General features: G+C 67.5%; 17 protein-coding genes. 12 read left to right on the forward strand and 5 right to left on the reverse strand.

The window, feature by feature from the left end:
• Positions 1-48: 48 nt before the first annotated feature.
• Positions 49-1,368, reverse strand: a complete 1,320-nt coding sequence (locus IPG97_00085) for an HTTM domain-containing protein (GenBank protein MBK6854995.1) — start codon at positions 1,366-1,368, stop codon at positions 49-51.
• Positions 1,369-2,812: 1,444 nt separating this feature from the next.
• Between IPG97_00085 and IPG97_00090 the strand changes: the two genes are divergently transcribed.
• Together IPG97_00090 and IPG97_00095 are read left to right on the forward strand one after the other, a co-directional pair.
• Positions 2,813-4,255: a c-type cytochrome gene (locus IPG97_00090; GenBank protein ID MBK6854996.1), complete on the forward strand. Its 1,443-nt coding sequence runs from the start codon at positions 2,813-2,815 to the stop codon at positions 4,253-4,255.
• Positions 4,252-5,367 (forward strand): hypothetical protein, encoded by a 1,116-nt coding sequence (locus IPG97_00095; GenBank protein MBK6854997.1) that lies wholly within the window; start codon positions 4,252-4,254, stop codon positions 5,365-5,367. The genes IPG97_00090 and IPG97_00095 overlap by 4 nt, the downstream gene beginning before the upstream one ends.
• Before the next feature lie 793 nt (positions 5,368-6,160).
• Here the strand turns inward: IPG97_00095 and IPG97_00100 are convergent.
• From IPG97_00100 to IPG97_00110, 3 genes are all read right to left on the reverse strand, one after another.
• Positions 6,161-7,336 carry an ABC transporter ATP-binding protein gene (locus tag IPG97_00100; protein MBK6854998.1) on the reverse strand — a complete coding sequence of 392 codons (1,176 nt, stop codon included), beginning with the start codon at positions 7,334-7,336 and terminating at the stop codon, positions 6,161-6,163.
• On the reverse strand, positions 7,333-8,829 hold the full coding sequence (locus tag IPG97_00105) for an iron ABC transporter permease (GenBank protein MBK6854999.1): 1,497 nt from the start codon (positions 8,827-8,829) through the stop codon (positions 7,333-7,335). The genes IPG97_00100 and IPG97_00105 overlap by 4 nt, the downstream gene beginning before the upstream one ends.
• A 78-nt stretch (positions 8,830-8,907) precedes the next feature.
• Positions 8,908-10,113, reverse strand: a complete 1,206-nt coding sequence (locus IPG97_00110; GenBank protein ID MBK6855000.1) for an extracellular solute-binding protein — start codon at positions 10,111-10,113, stop codon at positions 8,908-8,910.
• Positions 10,114-10,122: 9 nt separating this feature from the next.
• Between IPG97_00110 and IPG97_00115 the strand changes: the two genes are divergently transcribed.
• From IPG97_00115 to IPG97_00140, 6 genes are all read left to right on the forward strand, one after another.
• The gene (locus IPG97_00115) at positions 10,123-11,229 is read left to right on the forward strand and encodes a peptidylprolyl isomerase (protein MBK6855001.1); all 1,107 of its coding nucleotides are present in this window, start codon (positions 10,123-10,125) and stop codon (positions 11,227-11,229) included.
• A gap of 15 nt (positions 11,230-11,244) precedes the next feature.
• Positions 11,245-12,648, forward strand: a complete 1,404-nt coding sequence (locus IPG97_00120) for a MazG family protein (GenBank protein MBK6855002.1) — start codon at positions 11,245-11,247, stop codon at positions 12,646-12,648.
• Positions 12,645-13,931 carry a phosphopyruvate hydratase gene (eno, locus tag IPG97_00125; GenBank protein ID MBK6855003.1) on the forward strand — a complete coding sequence of 429 codons (1,287 nt, stop codon included), beginning with the start codon at positions 12,645-12,647 and terminating at the stop codon, positions 13,929-13,931. The genes IPG97_00120 and eno overlap by 4 nt, the downstream gene beginning before the upstream one ends.
• 110 nt (positions 13,932-14,041) lie before the next feature.
• Positions 14,042-14,413 carry a septum formation initiator family protein gene (locus IPG97_00130; protein MBK6855004.1) on the forward strand — a complete coding sequence of 124 codons (372 nt, stop codon included), beginning with the start codon at positions 14,042-14,044 and terminating at the stop codon, positions 14,411-14,413.
• Between the two features lie 22 nt (positions 14,414-14,435).
• Complete coding sequence (locus IPG97_00135) at positions 14,436-14,984, forward strand: DUF501 domain-containing protein (protein ID MBK6855005.1); 549 nt, start codon at positions 14,436-14,438, stop codon at positions 14,982-14,984.
• A 60-nt stretch (positions 14,985-15,044) separates the two neighbouring features.
• Positions 15,045-15,815 (forward strand): MOSC domain-containing protein, encoded by a 771-nt coding sequence (locus IPG97_00140; GenBank protein MBK6855006.1) that lies wholly within the window; start codon positions 15,045-15,047, stop codon positions 15,813-15,815.
• A gap of 136 nt (positions 15,816-15,951) precedes the next feature.
• On the opposite strand, the gene IPG97_00145 is transcribed toward IPG97_00140, so the two are convergent.
• Positions 15,952-16,548, reverse strand: coding sequence for a hemolysin III family protein (locus IPG97_00145; GenBank protein MBK6855007.1), 597 nt, complete (start codon positions 16,546-16,548; stop codon positions 15,952-15,954).
• Between the two features lie 382 nt (positions 16,549-16,930).
• Between IPG97_00145 and IPG97_00150 the strand changes: the two genes are divergently transcribed.
• From IPG97_00150 to IPG97_00165, 4 genes are all read left to right on the forward strand, one after another.
• Positions 16,931-17,722, forward strand: coding sequence for a MerR family transcriptional regulator (locus tag IPG97_00150; GenBank protein MBK6855008.1), 792 nt, complete (start codon positions 16,931-16,933; stop codon positions 17,720-17,722).
• A 214-nt stretch (positions 17,723-17,936) separates the two neighbouring features.
• The gene (locus IPG97_00155; GenBank protein MBK6855009.1) at positions 17,937-18,875 is read left to right on the forward strand and encodes a Ppx/GppA family phosphatase; all 939 of its coding nucleotides are present in this window, start codon (positions 17,937-17,939) and stop codon (positions 18,873-18,875) included.
• Positions 18,876-19,044: 169 nt separating this feature from the next.
• Positions 19,045-20,982 (forward strand): AMP-binding protein, encoded by a 1,938-nt coding sequence (locus IPG97_00160; GenBank protein MBK6855010.1) that lies wholly within the window; start codon positions 19,045-19,047, stop codon positions 20,980-20,982.
• Positions 20,983-21,028: 46 nt separating this feature from the next.
• On the forward strand, positions 21,029-21,655 hold the full coding sequence (locus IPG97_00165; protein MBK6855011.1) for a GNAT family N-acetyltransferase: 627 nt from the start codon (positions 21,029-21,031) through the stop codon (positions 21,653-21,655).
• Positions 21,656-21,684: the final 29 nt, after the last annotated feature.

A 21,684-nucleotide genomic window follows, 5' to 3' on the forward strand; every position in this document is an offset into this window, starting at 1 on the left:
GAGGGTCGAGTGGCGCCGGTGAGGTCAGCCCCGAGGGAAGATCAGCGGTCAGCCCCGAGAGAGGATCCATGGCTTGGGCCATGGATCCCGGGGGGCTGAGGCTAGGTCGGTGGTGGGATCGATCCAGCGCTGGGGTGGCTCGCCGTTGAACGACAACCAGGCATCGACGGTCACCTCGACCCGATGACCGCGATCGGCTTCACGGTCGCGGATGGTACGGGCGGCCTGTTGGATCAGGTCGGGTTCGCCGCTCATCACCCGGATCTGGTTGGGGGTGTAGAGCTCTTCGGCGTCGACGGTCCAGGTCCGTCCGGTGGCGGGCTCGTGGGCGAGGAAGGTGACCGACCCGCTCCGCTCCACCAGGAGCACGTTCCACCCGAACCGGAATCCCTCACCGGTCCAACGGTGGTCGCCGGGGTAGGCCAGGTGGCGCAGGGGAAGGGCCAGTTGCATGATCACCCACAACGCAGCCAGGCCCATCGCGAGCAGGGATGGTTGAGGCGCGGGGGTGTCGGAGGTGGTCGTGGGGGTCGTACTTAGTGCTTCACCGCACTCGCTGCTTCGGTCCCCTCGTCTGCGCGTCGGTCTAGGCCACCAGCCGCGGGTCGTCATCCAGGTTCGGGCCCGGATCGGCCAGTCCGGCTCCCAGAAGATGGTCGACACCGCGATCATCAGCCACGGGAATACGCCGATGGGGAACAAGATCCAGGTGGACACATGGAAAGCAACCACCGCGGCCCAGGCGAACGGTCGGGTGCGGCGCCACAGAAGCCCGCCAACCACCAGGCAATCGTAGGCGGCTCCGGCCACGGCGGCGACGTGAGCGGTCTGGGGCATGGCCAGCAGAGGTCCGACGATGGGCAGGTCGGCTCGGGCCGGCAGCCACAGTTTGAGGGGCAGGGCGTGGATCAGCCAGTCGGGTTGGAGCTTGGCCAGACCGGCGAAGGAGTAGACCACGCCGACCTGGAAGCGGATCAGCCAAACCCATCCGGCTGCCACCCGAGGGCGACCGTCCATCGGTGAGACCACGGCCAGCGCGGCCATCAGCGTCACGAACCAGTAGTGGTTGAGGTAGGTGGTGGCATCTATGGCCTCGACCCACCCGAAGCACACCAACAGGAGAGCGGCGAACCAGCGGTGTGCTCGACCGATGACCAGACCGACTCCAGCGACGGCTACTCCACCGAGGAGGATGCGGATTCCCAGCGGTCCTGGTTGGGGAACCCAGTCCAGGCCCAGGTAGGTGAAGCGATGGTGAGGCTTGCTGTAGAGGGTGTCGGCCCAGCCGTAGGTGATGGTTCGCAGCGAACTGATCACCGCCACCACGCCGAGCGCAACCCTCACCACAACCAGGGAGGCACCCGACACCGGCGTAGCTGCACGGTATAAGCACCCGTGCCGAACCGGCCGGGACCTAGCACGGGGCAGATCGGCGCCCAGGAGGTCGTGGGCGGAGGTCACTGCTGGTTCAACCGAGCCCGGGTGGTCTCCCGTCATGGAATAAGGCTAGCTTTACTTTCTATGGAAAGCACTAAGACAGGACGGTCGGGGATGAGGGCCAAGCGTTTCGGACGGCTGATGGCGGCGGGGCTGGCCCTGTCGGTCACGGCAGGAGCATGCTCGAGCGGAGACGACGACGCATCCAAGGCCACCACGACAACCAAGCCCAGTGCCGAGTCCACCACCACGGTTGCGGCATCGCTGGAGCTCACCGCGGCCGATGCCACCGCCGCGGCCACCACCTATGCCGATGTCGTGTTCGCGGCCTACTCCGACACCGTTGAGGCGGCCACCGAGTTGCAGACATCCATCCGGGCCTTCACCACCACCCCGAGCGAAGCCACCCTCAACGCCGCCCGTCAGACCTGGGTGACCGCTCGTGAGGTGTACGGGCCCACCGAAGTGTTCCGCTTCTACGACGGGCCCATCGACAACCCCGACGACGGGCCCGAAGGGCAGATCAACGCCTGGCCCCTCGACGAGTCCTACATCGACTACACCGCCGACACCCCAGACAGCGGCATCGTGAACGATGTGGCCGGTGTTCCCACCCTCACCACCGAGGTGTTGGTGGCCGCCAACGAGAAGGACGGTGAGACCAACATCTCCACCGGCTGGCACGCCATCGAGTTCCTGCTGTGGGGTCAAGACACCGCCACAGACGGTCCCGGAGCCCGCCCGTTCACCGACTACACCACTGCCCCGAACGCCGCCCGTCGGGCCACCTACCTGAACCTGCTGGCCGACCTGCTCGTCGCCGACCTCACCGGCGTGCGAGATCAGTGGAACCCCGAGTCGGGTGCCTACCGCACCGAGTTCCTGGCCGATCCCACCACCGCAGTGCAGAACATCCTGCGCGGCATGGGGGCGCTGTCGGCGGGTGAACTGGCTGGCGAGCGCATGGCCGTTCCCTATGAGACCAAGGAGCAGGAGGACGAGCACTCGTGCTTCTCCGACAACACACTCAACGACATCTTGGGCAATGCCCGAGGCGTGCGTCTCGCCTACACCGCCGATTACGAGGGGGTGGATGGCACATCGCTGTCGGAGATCGTCGCTCGACTGGCCCCCGAAGCAGACGCCGACCTGCGCAAGCAGCTCGACAACAACGTGGCTGCCGCCGAAGCCCTGCCCGGGCCTTTCGACCAGGTGATCGTCGGTGACGACTCCGCCCCCGGTCGGGTCGAATTGCTCGACCTGGTGGAAGACCTCCAGGCTCAGGGCACCGCAATAGCCAGCTTGGCCTCGTCGCTGGGCCTGGAGATCAGCATCGAGATCTGGCCCTCCTACTTCGTCCTGGAAGGAGAACCCGTTGGGCGCACCGAGGTCCAGCCGGCATACCCACCCGTTTCGCCGGGTTGTCGCTGGCGCGGCACTGGTGGCCGTGCTGGGCGCGGCCGGTGGGTGCAGCCAGGGTTCAGACGATGTCGCCGTCCCCGTCCCGACCACCCGGGTGCTCACCAGCGAGCAGCTCGAGCGGTCTGGCGGGGCGGCGACGGTCTTCAACGACGGGGCCGGAGCCTTCGAGCAACCCGTGCCCGGTCTCACCAGCGAGCAACGCCGCACGTTCGCGGTGGGCAACAGCTTGTTCAACCAGAACTGGGTGACCGCTCCGGCCTCCACCACGGGGAGAGACGGGCTGGGCCCCATCTTCAACGCCGCGTCCTGCTCTTCGTGCCACTTCCGGGACGGCCGGGGCCAGCCTCCCACGGCACTCGACGACCCGGTACGAGGGTTGTTGGTTCGCCTGAGCGTGATGGACGGCGACGAGGTGGTGCCGCATCCCGAGCTGGGTGACCAATTCCAGGACCGAGCCGTGCGGGGCGTCGACCCCGAAGGCCAAGTCCGGGTGACCACCGCCGAGAAGCCCGGGACCTTCGACGACGGAACGGCGTTCTCGTTGGCCGTCCCCACCTACGAACTGGTCGACCCTTCGGGCCAGGTGATCGAAGACGTGCTGTTGTCACCGCGGGTGGCCCCAGGCGTGTTCGGCACGGGGTTGCTCGAAGGGATTCCCACGGAGGACATCGCCGCGGCCGAAGACCCCGACGACAGCGACGGTGACGGCATCTCGGGTCGGGCTCACTGGGTCACCGATGCCGATGGGGAGCGGGTGCTCGGCCGCTTCGGCTGGAAGGCCGCGGTCCCCACGGTGGAAGCGCAAGGATCGGGGGCCTTCAACGGAGACATGGGAATCACCTCCACGCTCAACCCCGACCAACCCTGCACCGCGGCCCAGACCGAGTGCAGCGCCCAACCCAACGGTGGCGAGCCCGAGGTGGACGACGAAAAGATGGCCACCGTCACCTTCTACACCCGGACCTTGGCCGTTCCGGCTCGTCGTCGGGTGCGCGAGCCGGACACCGACAGGGGTGAGGAGTTGTTCGTCGGAGTCGGCTGCGCTTCGTGTCACACGCCGGCGCAGCGCACCGGCCCCGACACAGTGGATGCGCTTTCCGAACAGGCCATCCGCCCCTACACCGACCTGCTGCTCCACGACATGGGCCCGGCCCTCGCTGACCACCGCCAAGATCGCGATGCCAGCGGCACCGAATGGCGCACCCCTCCGTTGTGGGGGATCGGGCTGTTCGAGACGGTGAACGACCACAGCCGCTACCTCCACGACGGTCGAGCCCGGAACCTCACCGAGGCCGTGATGTGGCACGGTGGAGAAGCCGAAGCGGCCCGTGATCGCTTCGCCGAGCTGTCCGCCGCTGATCGCAAGGCCCTGCTGGCCTTCCTGGAGTCTCTTTGAACCACACCCGCATCGTCAGACTTGCCCTCGCCGCGCTGGTGACGACGGGTCTGACCCTGGCTGTCCCGGCCTGCTCCAACGACGATTCCGGCGACGAGGGTCGACCGTCGAGTACTTCCAAGGTCACGACAGGTTCGGCGGCCGCAACCGCTTTGGCCGGGGTGGTCGACGACGTGGTGGCGCCGGGCTATGACGCCCTGGTCGGGTCGCTCACGGCATGGACCTTCGAGATCGGACAGTTGTGTGCCGAACCGGGTACAGAACGCCTCGAGGAGGCCCGCGACGGATGGCGGGCGTCGGTTCGTGCCTATGAGAGCACGGTGGCCCACGACATCGGCCCGGCCATGGACCAGCGGCTGATGAGCGACCTGGCCTTTGCACCGCGGGTTGCGTCCATAGACAAGTTGTTGGCCGGGGACGACCCAGTGGACGCGGCCACCATGGCCGACCGGGGAGCCAACGTACGAGGCCTGTACTCGGCCGAACACGCGTTGTTCGGCGACGGGTCCGAACAGCTCGCAACGGCCGCCGGTGCCCGTCGGTGCGAGTACCTGTCGTCGGTGGCGACGCTGGCCGAAGCGTCGGCCCGAGCTGTCAGCGACGCCTGGACCAACGGTTCGGCTCGCTCGGAGCTGCTGGCCGCCACGGGTTCGGCTCCAGAAGATGCGCTTCCCCAACTGCTCAACGCCGTGACCCATGCTGTCAAGGCGGTAGACGAGAAGGGCCTTCGAGACATGGCCGCGGCCGACTCCTACACCGACTTGCCCAAGACGCGCACCGATGGTCCCGGTGCTTTCGGCATGGGTAAGCGAAAGGCCCGCTTGGCTGGCGCGGTGGCGGTGATCGGCGAAGAGGGAGAGGGGCTGGTGGCCATCGTGGCCGAACGATCCCCCGACACGGCCCGGCGTCTGTTGGCTGCGGCCGAGGCAGCCCAGACCGCGGTCGATGCCCTTCCCGATTCTGTAGCCGAGACCTTCGATTCTGCCGACGCGGCCGCAGAGCTCGACGCTGCTGCTGAGGCGGTGGCCGCGCTCAAGGTGGTGCTGGCCACCGAGGTGGCCAGCCAGCTGGGTGTGACCATCACCCTCTCCGACAGCGACGGCGACTCGTGACCGGCTCGGCCGACCCGTCTGTGCCTTCCGACGAGACATCAACCCCGGGTCCGAGCGGGGACACCGGGTCGGTCGGAGGGCCGAGGTCGGCGGCGGATGTCGAACCGGGTCATTCCAATGGGTCAGCAATCGACCCTGGCGATCCCGATGCGCCAGCGTCGGATCGAACGGGACCGTCGGGCGATGCCGGCGGGTTCAAGTGGGTGGCGGTGCTTCCCGCGGTCGTTGCCCTGATCGCCTTGGTGGTAGTGGTGGTGGTGGCGGTGCGACCGCAAGGGCCGGACCAAACCGGCAGCGGAGACACCAGCGAGGCGACCCCGCCCGATCCCAACGCGGCCCCCGTGGTGATCACCTCGTCGGCCCCGCGTTACGGCACGCTTCCCCAACTGGTGTCGGCGTCGGGGTTGATCGTCGAGGCCGAGGTGGTCGACTCGACCGAAGGGCGCTGGTTCGGCGATCCCGAGACCAGCGGGGGCAGCGGTCGAATCCTCTCGCGACTCGTGACCCTCCAGGTGAGCCGTGTGTTGGCCGGGCCGACACCACTGGAGAACCGGGTGCTGATCGAAGAGGAAGGGTGGACCGAGGATGGAGCACCGGTGGCCGTGGACGGTCTGGGCCCCGCCGCCGTCGGCGACCGAGGGTTCTGGTTCCTCACTCCCGGGGGTGACCCCGACGTGGGCGCTTATCTGGTCGTCAACTTCCAGGGTCGCTACCTCATCCGAGGTTCGAAACTGGAGGGTGCGTCGGCATCGGGCACCAATGCCGCCGACGCCTACGGGTTCGAGCTGATCGCTCAGGTAGAGGACATGTCGCCCGAAGAGTTCGTGTCTGCGGTGGCATCGTCGACCATGTCTTCTACGGTCGGGGCCCACGTCTTGGACGAGCCCGCGCCGGCATCACCAACATCGGGCGGTCCGGGCGAGTAGCCCAGCACCGGGCCGACCACCTCCACCTCAGTCCGGTCCCCGGTCCGTGGGAACAGAACCGACGGCCAACGCGCCGTCACCAAGGCGCCGTCGATTTCCAACGTGACGGTGGCGTCGGGTCCGAGGAAGGTGGCATCGATCACGGTCGCTTCCACCGCAGGGCTTTGCCCGCCGTGGGCTACAGGACGGATCTGTTCAGGGCGGAGGAACACGATGGGATCCGAGTCGGAGGCGTGGTCGAAGTCATCGGCCAGGGTGAGCAGCCCGAGAACCGACTCCACCTGGTGGCTGCCTTGGCGGCGTCCGGCGAGCAACACGGCATCGCCCAGGAACGTCGCGGTCCAAGCATCCACGGGCCGGCGGTACAGCTCTGGGGGTGGCCCGCATTGGATGATCGTCCCGGCCCGCATCACCGCCAACGTGTCGGCCATGGTCATGGCCTCCACCTGGTCGTGGGTCACGAGCACGCTGGTGGTTCCCGCCGTACGGAGGGTGTGGGCCACCTCGGTGCGGATGGATGCTCGTAGGGCAGTGTCGAGCGCGCTGAACGGCTCGTCGAGCAGGACCAGTTCGGGGGTCGGGGCGAGGGCGCGGGCCAGGGCCACCCTCTGCTGTTGGCCGCCTGAGAGCTGGTGGGGTCGCCGTCGACCGAGCCCGACCAGGTCGACCAGTGCGAGCATCTCTTCGACCCGGGCTCGGCGTTGGGTTCGGGCCAGTCGATGTAGCCCGAAGGCGATGTTGCGCTCGACGTCGAGGTGGGGGAACAGGGCCCCCTCCTGGGGTACCAGGCCGATGGCCCGATGTTCGGGAGCCACGTGCGTTGCGGGTCCGGTCAGTTCTCGACTCCCGAGGTGGACCGAGCCAGCATCTGCGGTCTCCATGCCGGCGATGCAGCGCAGCAGCGTCGTCTTTCCGCAGCCCGATGGTCCCAGCACGGCCAGGAGCCGTCCGGCATCCACGGCCACCGTCACGCCAGCCAGTGCCTCCACCGGTGGCCGCCCGTGGAAGGTCCGTTTCATGCCTGTCACCCGAAGGTGGGTCATGTCCGAGACCGCCGATCACCCAAGGTGGAAAGGAGTGCTGTCGGCACCGCGGCCAGCGCCACGATCGTCACGGCATAGGGCGCGGCCGCGGCATAGGACAGGGAGCTCACGTGACTCCACAGGCGAGTCGAGAGCGTGTCGAATCCGGTCGGTCTCAAGAACAAGGCCGCAGGCAGTTCCTTCATGGCGGTCAGGAAGACCAAGGTGGCGGCGGCGCCCAGCCCCGGAGCGCTCAGCCGCAGGGTGACTGTGGTCCATGCCCGCATCGGGCCGCGACCGAGTGTGCGGGCAACGTCCTCGAGTGATGGCGGAACTTGAGCCACTGCGGCCTGGATTGCTCCGAGACCCAACGACATGAACAGGACCACGTAGGCCACCACCAGCAACGGGAGACGTTGGTACAGCGACGGGACGACCCGGATGCCGAAGAACACGAGTGACAGGCCAATGACCACGCCAGGTAGGGCGTGGCCGGCGTAGGCGGCTCGTTCGGCGGTACGAGCCAGGGGGCCAGGGTGACGGACGCTGAGCACCGCCACCGGGGTGACCAGCGCGACCACCGCCACCGCGGCCAGGGCACTCACTTGAAGGGTGTTGCCCACTGCGGTCCATAGCTCGGCTGGGTCGGCGCGCGACGAGCCTCGGCTGAACCAGCGGAACATTCCCCACGCCGGTACGCCGAGACTGACTCCCACCACGGTCGCCGGAACTGCGAGCAACGGCCACCGCCAAGGTCCGAGGTGGACGACCGGTTGGCTGCGGGTGGCCCCGCCACCGACCCGGGCCACCAGGTGATGGCGGCGGGTGCGGTGCTCGGCCATCACGATCAGCAGGGTCAGGGCGGCCAGCACGCAGCCGAGCACCGCCGCGGGTGTGCGGTCGAAGGACGCCCGGTACGAGGTGTAGATGGCGTGGGTGAGCACCTGATACCGCATGGTCGCCACGGCACCGAAGTCGCTCAACACGTAGAGGCCCACCAACAGGCCCCCACCCACCGCGGCTGGCCGAACTTGAGGGAAGGTGACCCGACGGAACACCGACCAACGACCGTGGCCGAGGCTGCGGGCGGTGTCTTCCAATGCTGGGTCGCAGCGCCGTAGTGCCGCCATGGCCGGCAGGTAGACGTAGGGGTAGGAGATGGATGTGAGGACCAGCACCGCTCCGCTACGTCCGGCCAGGCCGGGTCGGAAACCGATCCAGCTCCAAGCCGACACGAACGATGGAAGGGCCAGCGGAAGCCCGGCGGCCACCTGCACTGCCCGGCGCAACGGCAGGTCGGTGCGGGTGACGAGCCAGGCCAGGCTGAGCCCGATGGCCAGGGTCAGGACGGTGACGATGGCGGCCAGTTCCAGGGACCGGATGGTCAGCTCGACCGTGCGTGGCCTCACGAGCGTGGCCCGTGCTCCTTCCCAGCCGCGGTCGGTGGCCCGGATGACCAGGTAGACGAGCGGTAGAGCGGCCAGAGCGGTGGCGGCGACGGCCGCCACCCGCATGGCGTTGACCAGACCCGTGCCTCGGGAGAGGTTGGGAAGGCGGGAGCGGGCCACCACCGGCAGGTTACGGGCCTGGCCTCAACCCAACAGACCCAGCTCGGTGAGCAGCGCCTGGGTCTCCTCCAGGGAGTCGAGGTCGGCGAGGTCGATCGACGGGCCGTCCAGGTCTTCCAGCGGTGGGATTCCCTCGGGGTCGGCCACGCTGGACACCACTGGGTATTCCCAGGTCTCGTGGACGAACGTCTCCTGTCCTTCGTCGGAGAGGAGGTAGTTCACGAAGGTGAGTGCCGCCTCGTTCTCGGCTCCCGCGGGGGTAACTGCGACCGCGGTGGCGTTGACCAGGCCGCCGGGATCTTCGCCGGAGGGGAACACCAACTTGGCTTCGAGTTGATCTCGGTTCTCGTGGCGGGCCCAGTAGTAGTGGTTGATGAGGCCGATGGCCACGTCGCCGTTGTTGACCGCCTCCAACACGTCACCGTTGGACTCGAAGGTGGTGTCGGCGTCGTTGGCCAACATGGCCTCCAGCCATCCCCGGGCGGCATCCTCGCCTTCGCTGACTCGGAAGGCGGTGATGAAAGCCTGGAAGCTGGCGTTGCTGGGGACCATGGCGACCATGCCGGCATAGGCGGGATCGGTGAGGTCGGCTACTCCGGTCGGCACATCGACACCGGCGGTCTCGAGCAGGTCGGGGTTGTAGGCGATGACACGGGATCGGGCTGTCACCCCCACCCACTGGTTGCCGTCGGCGGGTCGGAAGCGGGCGTCGGCTCGGGCCACCGTCTCGGCGGGTAGGTCACCGAGCAGGCCGGCTTTGGACAGGGCGCCAACGGCCCCGACCTCTTGCGACAAGAAGACATGAGCAGGTGTTCCGTCGCCTTCTTCGAGGAGCTGGGCTGCCATCTCGGCCGAGTTGCCGTAGCGGACGTCTACCTCGATGCCCGTCTTCTCCGTGAAGGCGTCGATGATCGGGCCGATCAGCTCCTCGTCCCGACCGGTGTAGAGCACAAAGGACCCGCCCTCGCCCGACTGGCCGCTGGCCGTTACGCCGGTTTCGCTGCCCTTGTCGGCTTCAGCGCTGTCGTCGGAGCCGCCACAGGCCGTCAGGATCAGCAGCGGGAGCAGAAGGAGGGTCAGAAACCTCGAGATTCGTGTCACTGGGTCGCTCTCTTCGCTGGGCCTCGGACGGTCAGTCCGAAGGGACCGGTACGCAATGAGGGTCACGTTAGGGACTCTTAACTCCAGGTCGCAAAGGGCGATTCCCCGGTACGGCGTCGCGCTTGGCATCCTGTTTCGGTGGAAAGCGTCCGTTCCCCGTTTCGTCGCCTTGTCGTTCCCCTGGTAGCCGCCCTGGTTGCGGCCACGATGGTCGGGGGCTGTAGCGGAAACAAGGTGGTGGGGCGCGGGCCTGCCGCGGTGGTCAACGGAGAAGAGATCAGCCAGGCCACGGTGACCGAACTGCTCGACGCTCAGAAGCGCTACTACGAGTCACTCGATGATCCCGCTGCCGCTGAACGCCTGGCCGAGTTCATGGGGCCGAGCGGCAACAGCTTCGCCATGGCCGAGGCTGCCCGGTCGTTGGAGTCCTGGATCAACTTCACCATCGCCCGCCAGCACTTGAAGGCCAGCAAGCGCCCGGTCACCGACGAGGACCTGGCGGCAGCCCGATCCGAGATCGAAGGGCAACTCCAGGGGCAGGAGATCCCAATCGAGAGCGTGGACAAGGCGCTTCTCGACTTCACCGTCGAGTCAGCGGCCACCACCACCGCCTTGCGGGCTCTCATCTCCGAGCAGGTGGCCAAGGACAACCAGGACAAACTGGAGGGTCGGATCAAGGCCCTATTCGACGAGTTGGCTCCACAGCGGCCGCTGTGCCTGAACATCATCGTGAGCGAGACCGAGGCCGATGCTCGAGCAGCCCTGGCCCGGGTTGAGGCCGGTGAGGACTTTGGTGCGGTTGCGGCCGAGGTCTCCGCCGACCCCCAGACCGCAGAGGCCAACGGGTACGCCGGTTGCGCCTCACCCGAGCAGGCTTCTCAGGCGTTCGGCGGTGATTTCACCGACGTCGAAGTGGGGGACACCTTCGGGCCGTCTCAGCAGAACGAGGTCTTCGTGGTGGTCGAGGTCGGTTCCACCACCGGCCCCACCATCGAACAGATGCGACCCGAACTGGAACGTCAGGTCACCGCTATCGACGACCAGGAGGTCACCACGCGTCTGGCGAAACTGGTGACCGATGCCAAGGTGACCGTTGATCCCCGTTACGGAACCTGGAACCCCGATACCGGAACCGTGGACCCGCCGGAGGCTCCCACCCCGGCCAGCACCACCACGTCCACCACGGCCGCGGTTGAAGCCATCGACCCGACCGCGGCTGGCGGCGGGACATCGGCCTCGAACTGACCGGGGGCTGTGGCCATGCCCCGCATCGTGGTGGTCGGGCTCGGCCCCGGTCATCATGACCTGATCACCGCAGGCGCGCTGGCCGCCATCGACGCCATCGAGCACCGATTCCTGCGCACGACGGTGCACCCGTCGGCCGACCTGGTTGTCGATGCCGTCTCCTTCGACCATCACTACGAGGAAGCAGACACCTTCGACGAGGTCTACCGGCGCATCGTGACCGACCTGCTGGTAGCGGCCGAGACACACGGCACCATCCTCTACGCCGTACCCGGGTCACCCCGGGTGTTGGAACGCACCGTGGACCTGCTCGACCTGGAGGCTGGTGCCGGTCGAGTCGACCTTGAGGTGATCCCGGCCATGTCGTTCGTGGACCTGGCCTGGGTCCGGCTGGGCATCGACCCCTACGAGCAAGGGGTTCGGCTGGTCGATGGTCACCGCTTCGACACCGCGGCTGCCGGGGAGCGGGGCCCGCTCCTGGTCGCCCACTGCCACAACCGTCGGGTCTTGTCAGACGTGAAGCTGGCTGTCGACGACCCACCCTCAGCGCCGGTGGTGGTGCTCCAGCGCCTAGGCCTACCTGACGAGTCGGTGACCACCGTGGAGTGGGCCGACCTGGACCGGACCTTCGAGCCCGACCACCTCACCTCGATCTACGTCCCTGAGCTGGCCGAGCCGGTGGCCGGAGAGGTGACGGCCTTCGTGGCGTTGGTGGCCAGGTTGCGGGCCGAGTGCCCGTGGGATGCCGAGCAGACGCACCGCACCCTCACCCGCCATCTGCTGGAGGAGACCCACGAGGTGCTCGAAGCCCTCGAAGGAGTGGGTGATGGTGGCCCCGAGGTAGATCCCGAGGCTTACGCCCACCTCGAAGAGGAGCTGGGTGACCTGCTGTTCCAGATCGTGTTCCACACCACGTTGGCCACCGAGTCCGGTGCCTTCGGGTTGGCCGACGTGGCTCGCGGTATCCGCGAGAAGCTGGTTCACCGCCATCCCCACGTCTTCGGTGACCGGGACGCCGGCAACAGCGACGACATGGTGGCGACCTGGGAACAGATCAAGAAGGAGGAGAAGGGTCGGGGCTCGGTGTTCGACGGCATCCCGGCGTCTCTCCCTGCCCTTCATCTCGCATCCAAGATCCACCGCAAGGCCGCCACCGTGGGGGTACCGGTCACCGGCGACCTGCACCGTGCCGGAATGGACCTGACCGCGGCCGCGTGCGATGCCGAGAACGACCCGAACGACACCACGGTGGGCGACCTGCTCATGGCCGCAGTGGCGCTGGCCCGTGCCGGGAACGTGGATCCTGAAGCCGCGCTGCGCACCGCCGCCAAACGCTTGGCCGATCGTGGCCGGGCCGCGGAAGCCGAGACCACTAACTTTTCAGAAGAACCGAACCAGGAGCAGACCCAGACACCATGAGCACCATCGACCAGATCGTCGGACGTGAGGTCCTCGACTCCCGCGGCAACCCGACCGTAGAGGTCGATGTCGTGCTCGAATCGGGGGCCCGGGGCCGCGCCGCGGTGCCCTCTGGTGCATCCACCGGTCAGTTCGAAGCCGTTGAGCTGCGCGATGGTGGGGACCGCTTCGTGGGCAAGGGGGTGAGCATCGCCGTCAGTAACGTGAACGGTGAGATCGCCGAGGAGCTGGCCGGGCTCGATGCCTTGGACCAACGCGGTGTCGACCGGGTGTTGATCGACCTGGATGGAACCGACAACAAGGCCCGTCTCGGTGCCAATGCCATCTTGGGTGTGTCCATGGCAGTGGCCAAGGCCGCCGCCGACGAGCTACAGGTTCCGCTCTACCGCTACGTCGGTGGCACCAATGCCCACGTACTGCCCGTTCCCATGATGAACGTGCTCAACGGTGGTGCCCACGCCGACAACAACGTGGACTTCCAGGAGTTCATGGTCATGCCGGTCGGCGCTGCCAGCTTCTCGGAGGCCCTGCGCTGGGGAACCGAGACCTACCACGTGCTCAAGAAGCTGTTGCACGACAAAGGACTTTCCACCGCGGTGGGAGACGAAGGTGGGTTTGCCCCCAACTTGGCCAACAACACCGAGCCGGTCGAGCTGTTGATCCAAGCCATCGAGAAGGCCGGGTTCACCCCTGGCGAAGACATCGCCATCGCACTGGACCCCGCCACCAGCGAGGTGTTCAAGGACGGCATGTACGTGCTGGAAGGCGAGGGCCGTTCGCTGACTGCCGAGGAACTGGCCGACTACTGGGCCGACCTGTGCGCCCGTTTCCCGATCGTGTCCATCGAAGACGGCATGGCCGAAGAGGACTGGGCTGGCTGGAAGGCCCTGACCGATCGCATCGGAGACACGGTGCAGCTGGTGGGGGACGACCTTTTCGTGACCAACTCTGCTCGCCTGGCCCGAGGCATCGAGGTGGGTGTGGCCAACTCGATCCTGGTCAAGGTGAACCAGATCGGATCGCTCACCGAGACCACCGAGGCGGTGAGCTTGGCCAACCGCAACGGCTACACCGCGGTGATGTCACACCGTTCAGGTGAGACCGAAGACGCCACCATCGCGGACCTGGCTGTGGCCCTCAACTGTGGACAGATCAAGACTGGCGCCCCCGCTCGCAGCGACCGGGTAGCCAAGTACAACCAGTTGCTGCGCATCGAGGAGCAGCTCGGGGATGCCGCTGTGTTCCCCGGTCTCGCCGCTCTGGCCCGCGGGGGTCGGGGCTGATCGTGGCCGGGCCCCGTCGTCCTCCTCGCGCTTCGGGCTCGGGCCCAGGTGCCGGCGCCGGTGCAACCTCGCGCCAACGGTCGGCCAGCGACGACCGAGCGTTGGCCCGAGTGGCCGCTGAGCCGAAAGACCGGACCAAGTCGGGTGGTCGGGCTCGGCTCATGGCCGGCCTGGCCCTGACGGTCTTGCTGGTCGGCGTGACCTTCGTGGCAGTCTTGCCCACCCCCACGTTCTTCCAGCAGCGATCCGACACGGCCAGGCTGGAAGCAGAGCTGGCTGAAGTTCAAGCCGAACGAGCCGAGGTACAGGCAGACATCGAACGCTTGGGAACCGAATCTGAGATCGAGGCCCAAGCACGTCGCAACGGTTACGTCCGCCCTGGGGAAGAGGCCTACAACATCCTTCCCACGGCGGTGGACCCGATCGGTCTGCCCGACTCGTGGCCGTTCACCGGGGTCGAAGAGGCCTTGGGCGTCCGCTGAATCTCCGACGCAAGCTGCTTAGGTGACCGGAAACCGTCGAGACATTCGCTTCGCTGAGCGGCAGGCACCTCTGGTGCCGAGCCGACAGGTAGACGACGAGCCGACGGCATCAGATCGACTAGCGGTAGCTCACCTGTTGGGCCGTGAGCCTCAGGGTGACTATCGGGTCGTCGTGCGTAACAGCGTCACCGGATGGCCAGTGGTGATCCGCAACGCGCCGTTGCTGGCCGACGGCACGCCGATGCCCACGCGCTACTGGCTGGTGGGTGAACCCGAGCGGACCATGGTCAGCCGCCTGGAAAGCCGGGGTGGGGTTCACCGGGTCGAAGATCTGATCGGCATGGACCGCATTGCCGCCGCCCACGATGCCTATCGGGCCGAGCGCGACGCCGACCTCCCTGCCGATTGGACCGGACCGCGACCCTCAGCGGGTGTCGGTGGAACTCGGCTCGGCGTCAAGTGCCTGCATGCCCACTACGCCTGGTACCTGGCCGGCGGTCCCGACCCGGTGGGCGAATGGGTGGCCCAACGTCTGGCCGCCGGTGACGGCGACCCCCACCCGACCCTCTGACCCAGCCCCCGCGGGGCGGCGAGGAACGTCGCGAGCCGAAGTTGGTGGCACGATCTGGTCATGACGTTGATCGGTTCGGTCGCCCAGTGCTGGACATTTCCGGTGAAGTCGCTTCAGGGGCACTTCGTCCCTTGGATCGAGATCGGCACGACCGGTGTCGCCGGAGACCGAGCCCGCGGTCTGATCGACGTGGACTCCGGTCGGCTCCTGTCGGCCAAGCGCATCAGTGCCCTGCTCGATGCGATCGGACGCGACGGCTCGGTCGAACTACCGGACGGAACGGTGGTCGGCTGGGATGCCCCCGACGTGGACGATGTTCTGTCCGACTGGCTGGGACGACGTGTCCACCTCGCCTCCCCCGAACCCGACGGGACGCAGTCCTATGAGATGACCTTCGACCCGCCCGACGACGACGCCGAGTACTACGAGATCCCCACCCCGGCGGGTTCGTTCCTCGACCTGGCCGCCGTCCACTTGATCACCACTGCGACCCTGAACGGGGCTGCGGCCGAACACCCTGCACTCGATTGGGACGTGCGAAGGTTCCGGCCCAACCTGGTGCTCGATGTCGACGGTCCTGTGCTGGTGGAGCAGCAATGGTTGGGTCGACGCCTCGCCATCGGTGATCAGGTCGTCGTGGATGGGTTCCAACCAACGGTGCGTTGCGCTATGCCGTTGCGCGCTCAACCTGGCCTCGACCGTCAGCCTGGCCTGTTCCGTGCGATGAGCGAGCTGAACGACGAGTTCCCGAACCACCTTGGCCTCTATGCGTCGGTGGCCGAACCCGGTCGGGTCACCACCGGTGATCCGGTGGTGTTGCTCGACGCCTGACCCCGGTCCGCCGAAAGGCAGAGCCTTCCCCGAACCCCCGCCCAAACCGGGTGCTTCAACTCGTCAGACAGCCGAACACCGATGGTGGCCGCACCGAGGACCGGCCTTCGTCCGTTCTGTCCCGCCGTTGGGTCGGTCAGGTGGCGGCGATCAGGGTGGCCACGGCGACCAGGTGGAGGGCGACGCCGCCGACGACCAGGGCGTGGAAGACCTCGTGGTAGCCGAAGGTGGCGGGCCAGGGATTGGGGCGGTGCAACGCGTACACCGCGGCCCCGAGGGTGTAGAGGAGGCCACCGCCGAGGACCAGGGCGAACTGAGCGCCCGACAGAGCCCCGGTCAGTGATCCCCATTCGATGAGGGCACCCCAACCCACCACCACGTACACCAGCGCGACCACCGGGTAGGGGGCGTGGATCCAGGCGAGACGGACCGTCACTCCGGCGGCTGCCCCCACCCACACGAAGGTGAGCAGCCGTGCGGCCGGGGTCCCGTCGAGGGCGAGGGTGGCGATGGCGGTGTAGCTGCCGGCGATCGCCAGGAGGATTGTCGAGTGGTCGACCCGCTTGAGGCGGCGTAGCCCGACGGGGCCGAACCGGCCCGAGTGGTAGACGGCGGACACGCCCAGCATGGTGGTGACCCCGACGGCGTAGACGGCAACGGCCAGCCGGTCGGCGCCGGTGGCGGCCAGGGCCACCAGGGCGGCCGACAGCGGCGCGAACACGATGACCGCCACCCGGTGGATCCAACCCCGCCAGGTAGGCCGGATGAATCCTCCGAGGTCAGCGAACGGGCTTGGGGCCGAGGAGGATACGAGCACGCTGGACATCTCCCCACCGTTACCGTTGCAGTCCCCACTGTCAAGGTTTAGTAACAGTGAACACTGTCACTATCCCGATCGGTCGTTCATCGGGTGCGGATCTCACCGCCGGCTGCGGCACCTCTATACCTCCACCGACCAGCCGACCAGGGGTGTCAGCACTCACTGTGACAGTGAGTGCTGTCACAGTGGCTGTTGTGGCTTGCTGTGCCGTGGTTGACTTTGGGCCATGTCAGGATCGAAGGCTTCAAGGGATCAGTCCAGCCCGGATCGGCCCGGGAGCGGTGACCCTCGAACAATGGACGACTCCGATCGGGCGACGGGCTCCGAAGATCCGGCCACCGACGGGGACGGCGAGTTCGCGTTCACGCTGAGCGAGCTGGCAACCGAGTCCGAGGTGAGCGAGCGCACGATCCGCTACTACCAGTCCGAGAAGCTGCTGCCCCGGCCCGAGAAGCGGGGTCGAGACGCCGTTTACCGCTCCGATCACCTCGAACGCATCTGCCTGATCGTGGACCTCCGTGATCGCGGGCTCTCCCTCGGCACGATCCGGGACCTGGTGACCACAGATGACCCGGCTGCCACCGTGGCCGCATGGTTGGGTATCGATGAGACGCTCCGGACTCCGTGGTCCGAAGACCGGGCCAAGTCGATGAACCGCGACCAACTACGCGATCTGGTGGCCGGGCATCCGGCCGGGACCCTGGGCGAACTTGTCGATGCCGGATTCGTGCGCGACGAACGCGACGGAACCTGGACCGTGCTCAGCCCGGCCCTGACCCAACAGGCGTTGGAGCTCCGGGCGGCAGGAATCGACATCGACATCTCCGCCGCCCTAGCGGACCTCCTACGCCGTCGTCTGGCCAAGGCGGTCCAGGACACGGTCAAGCTGGTGGTGAAGCGAGCGGGCGAGGGCTTCGCCGCTTCGTCGGACCCAGCGGATCTGGCCGACGCCTTCGCCGTGCTGCGGCCCGCAGCGCGAGAGATGGCCAGCCTGATCCTGGCCCAGGAGGTCGAGCGAGCCCTGGCGACCCTGGCCGACGACCAACCCCGTGAGATCAGGGCCCGCACCTCGCCCCAGCCTCGTTGACGGTGCGGACAAAGGAGGCGAGCCGACCCATCGGTATGGCATGACCTCCCGAAAGGTGGTCTCGGTCTGGCCGCCCTGGCGGCGACGACGGCCCGACCACTCCGGTGTGTCGGTGTGTCGGTGCGTCGGTCGGGTCGGGGTATCACCCGTTGTGGTCTGAGCATCCTGGGCTCGGACTTCGCCTCTGGCCGGTGGATGGGGGAGCATCGTTGTCATGAGCGCGCTTGTGGCCTCCATCGACATCGGAACCAACTCCACTCGTCTGCTGGTGGCCGCCGCCGGAGCGGACGGTTTCCTCGACCAGCGTGAACGCCACATGCGCATCACCCGGTTGGGCCAGGGAGTCGACCGCTCCAAGGGGTTGGCGCCCGACGCTGTCGAGCGGACTCTCGCCGTGCTGCGCGACTACCGGGAGGTGATCGACACCCATGGCGTCGACCCGTCCCGCATCCGTATGGCCGCCACCTCGGCATGCCGTGACGCCACCAACCGAGACGAGTTCTTCGACGCCGCCGAGCAGGTGATCGGCGTCAGACCTGAACTCTTGTCGGGAGAAGAAGAGGCCCGCCTGTCGTTCCTGGGAGCCACCGCTGACATCGACCCCGCGCTGGGTCCGTTCCTGGTGTTCGATCTAGGTGGTGGATCCACCGAGTTCGTGCTGGGAACGTCAGGCCCCGAGGGCGAGATCCTCGGTGCCCGCTCCACCGACTTCGGCTGCGTGCGCCTCACCGAACGGTTCATCACCACCGACCCGCCAGCGGCCGAAGACCTGAGTGCTGCCATCAGCTACGTCGACACGTGGATCGACGACGTGATGATCGCCATCCCCGACCTGGATACCGCGGTCACCGTGGTAGGCCTGGCCGGGACGGTGTCCACCGTGGCTGCGGTGGAGATCGGCCTCCCTGCCTATGACCGTGACCAGATCCACCACTTCCGTCTCACCAAGGCCGCGGCCGAGGACGTGTTCCGCACCCTGGCCACCGAGCGCCGCTCCGACCGCCTCCACAACCCAGGCCTGGAGGAAGCCCGGGTCGACGTGATCGTCGGAGGCTGCTGCGCCCTGGTCGCCATCCTGCGCCGCCTCGGCCGTGACGAGATCCTGGTGAGCGAGTCCGACATCCTCGATGGCCTAGCCAGCTCCCTCCTCTGACCCAGCGTCCGATTCGGTTCTCGGGCAAGGATCGGCGGCTACGCCGCCAGATCTTGCCCAGAACCGAAACGCCGCCGTAACGCCGCCAGTTCTGGGGCAAGGATCGGCGGCTACGCCGCCAGATCTTGCCCGAGAACCGATCGGGGTTGGGCGCGTAGGGTGCGGGTCGATGACCGAGACGATCTGGGAACCGGACCCGGGGATTGCCGCCAACACCAACGTGGGGCGGTTCATGGCTCAACACGGGATCGCTGACTTCGAGGAGCTGCGTCGGCGCTCGATCGAGGACGTGGCCTGGTTCTGGGATGCGGTGGTGCATCTCCTCGGGCTCCCGTTCTCCACGCCCTACACCTCGGTGCTTGACGAATCCGACGGCATCGAGTGGGCCCGGTGGTTCAGCGGCGGAGAGACCAACCTCACCACCATCTGCCTCGACCGGTGGGCGGCCGACACGCCCGACGCCGAGGCCGTCCGGTGGGAAGGCGAGGACGGCGAGGTGCGGGTGCTCACCTACGCCGATCTGGCCCGCCACGTCGACGGACTCGCCGCCCTCCTCCGCGAACGGGGGATCGGCCGGGGTGACTCGGTGGGCATCTTCCTGCCGATGCTGGTTGAGACGGTGGTAGCGGCGTTGGCGGTGGCCAAGGTGGGGGCGATCTTCCTGCCCGTGTTCTCCGGTTATGGCGCGGATGCCATCGCGGTCCGCCTCGAAGACGCGGATGCCCGGGCCCTGTTGACCGCCGACGGCTTCCTCCGGCGGGGAAAGCCGGTCCCCATGTTGGAGACGGCCCGGGCCGCGGCGGCGTCGGTTCCGTCGGTCACCACGATGGTGGTGGTGCCGCGGCTGGGTACGCCCCTGTCCACTACCGGCCGGGCCGAGGAAGTGGCCTGGCCCGAACCCACGCCGGAGGGCGCGCCCGAACAGGTCGCCACCGTGGCCTTGCCGGCCGAGACGCCACTGTTCATCGCCTACACGTCGGGCACCACCGGCAAACCGAAGGGGTCCGTCCATGTCCATGGCGGGTTCACCGTCAAGATCGCCGAGGAGGTGGCCTTCCAGTTCGACTGTGGTCCGGGCGACCGCTTGTTCTGGTTCGCCGACTTCGGCTGGATCATGGGTCCGTGGGAGGTGGTCGGCACCCTGGCCAACGGAGCCACCTTGTGCCTGTACGAAGGGGCGCCCGATTTCCCCGACGTCGACCGGCTCTGGGCCTACCTGGCCGCCCACCGGGTCACGATCCTGGGCATCAGCCCGACCCTGGTGCGGTCGATGATGGCCCACGGAGACGAACCGGTGCTGCGCCACGACCTGTCGGCCCTGCGGATTCTGGGCTCGACCGGAGAGCCCTGGAACGAAGATCCCTACCTCTGGTTCCATCGGGTGGTGGGTGGAGGTCGGTGTCCGGTCATCAACATCTCGGGCGGAACCGAGGTGGGGGCCTGCTTCCTGTCGCCCCACCCGGTCGAGGCGCTAACCCCCATGACCCTGGGGGGCCCAGCCCTGGGCATGGCCGTCGACGTGTTCGACGACGAGGCCCGGCCCGTCCGAGGCGAGGTTGGAGAGCTGGTCTGCACCCGGCCGTGGCCGGGCATGACCCGGGGCCTGTGGAAGTCTCCCGAGCGATACATCGACGCCTACTGGTCGCGGTGGCCGGGGATCTGGGTACACGGGGACTGGGCGCTGATCGACGAGGACGGCCGTTGGTATCTACGGGGCCGCAGCGACGACACGATAAAGATCGCCGGCAAACGGCTCGGCCCCGCCGAAGTCGAGTCGGCACTGGTCGGGCACCCAGCAGTAGCCGAGGCCGCGGCGGTCGGGGTGCCTCACGAACTCAAGGGCGAGGCCCTGTGGTGCTACGTCGTGTTGGCCGAGGGGTACGAACCGTCCGATGGGCTGCGGGCCGAACTGGTCGCCGTCGTCACCGAAGCTCTGGGCAAGTCGTTCAAACCGAGCGAGGTCCGGTTCTGTACCGCCCTACCCAAGACCCGCTCGGCCAAGGTGCTGCGCCGGGCCATCCGGGCGGCTGCGATCGGGCGGGACCCGGGCGATTTGTCCTCGCTGGAGGATCCCGGGGCGCTGGCGGCGGTGAAGGATGCCCGGTGACCATCTCGTCGAGCGATCTCCGGCCCAAGCCCCGAGGTGGTCAGCCGTGCTGAGGAACCGTGAACCCGGACGGGCCAAGGAGCGGATGGAGTCACTGTTCGGGCGGCGGGTGATGTTGCGCGGTCTGGTGCTGTCGGACTTCGAGGCCTGGAACGAGGTGCGGGTGCGATGCGGTGACTGGTTGACCCGCTGGGAGCCTCAGAGGTTGCCCAACCAGCCCGACCCTTCCACCGACCGCGACGCCTTCGCCGTGCGGTGCAGCGCCCGTCAGCGGGAACGCCAGTTGGGAACGGGCTTCGGTTTCGGGATCTTCGTCGACGGGTCGTTCTGCGGTGAGATCAACATCTCCTCGATCCAGCGTGGCCCGTTCCAGAACGCCTACGTCGGGTACTGGGTGGACGAGAAGGTGGCGGGGCAGGGGATCATGCCCGAGTCGGTGCTGGTGGTCATCCGCTTCGCCTTCGAGGAACTGCACCTGCACCGCATCCAGATCTCGATCATCCCCCGCAACGCATCGAGCCGACGGGTGGTCGAAAAGCTCGGCCTCCGCGAGGAGGGCACCGCCCTTCGCTACCTGGAGATCAACGGCGTATGGGAAGACCACGTCCGCTATGGCATCACCGCAGAAGACTGGGAAGCCCGCCGCGAGGAGCTCGAGGCCGCCTGGCTCTGAGCCCAGCGTGGTCGAAATTCCGACTTCGT

It is taken from the genome of Microthrixaceae bacterium, assembly GCA_016702505.1.
Lineage (GTDB): Bacteria > Actinomycetota > Acidimicrobiia > Acidimicrobiales > Iamiaceae > Aquihabitans.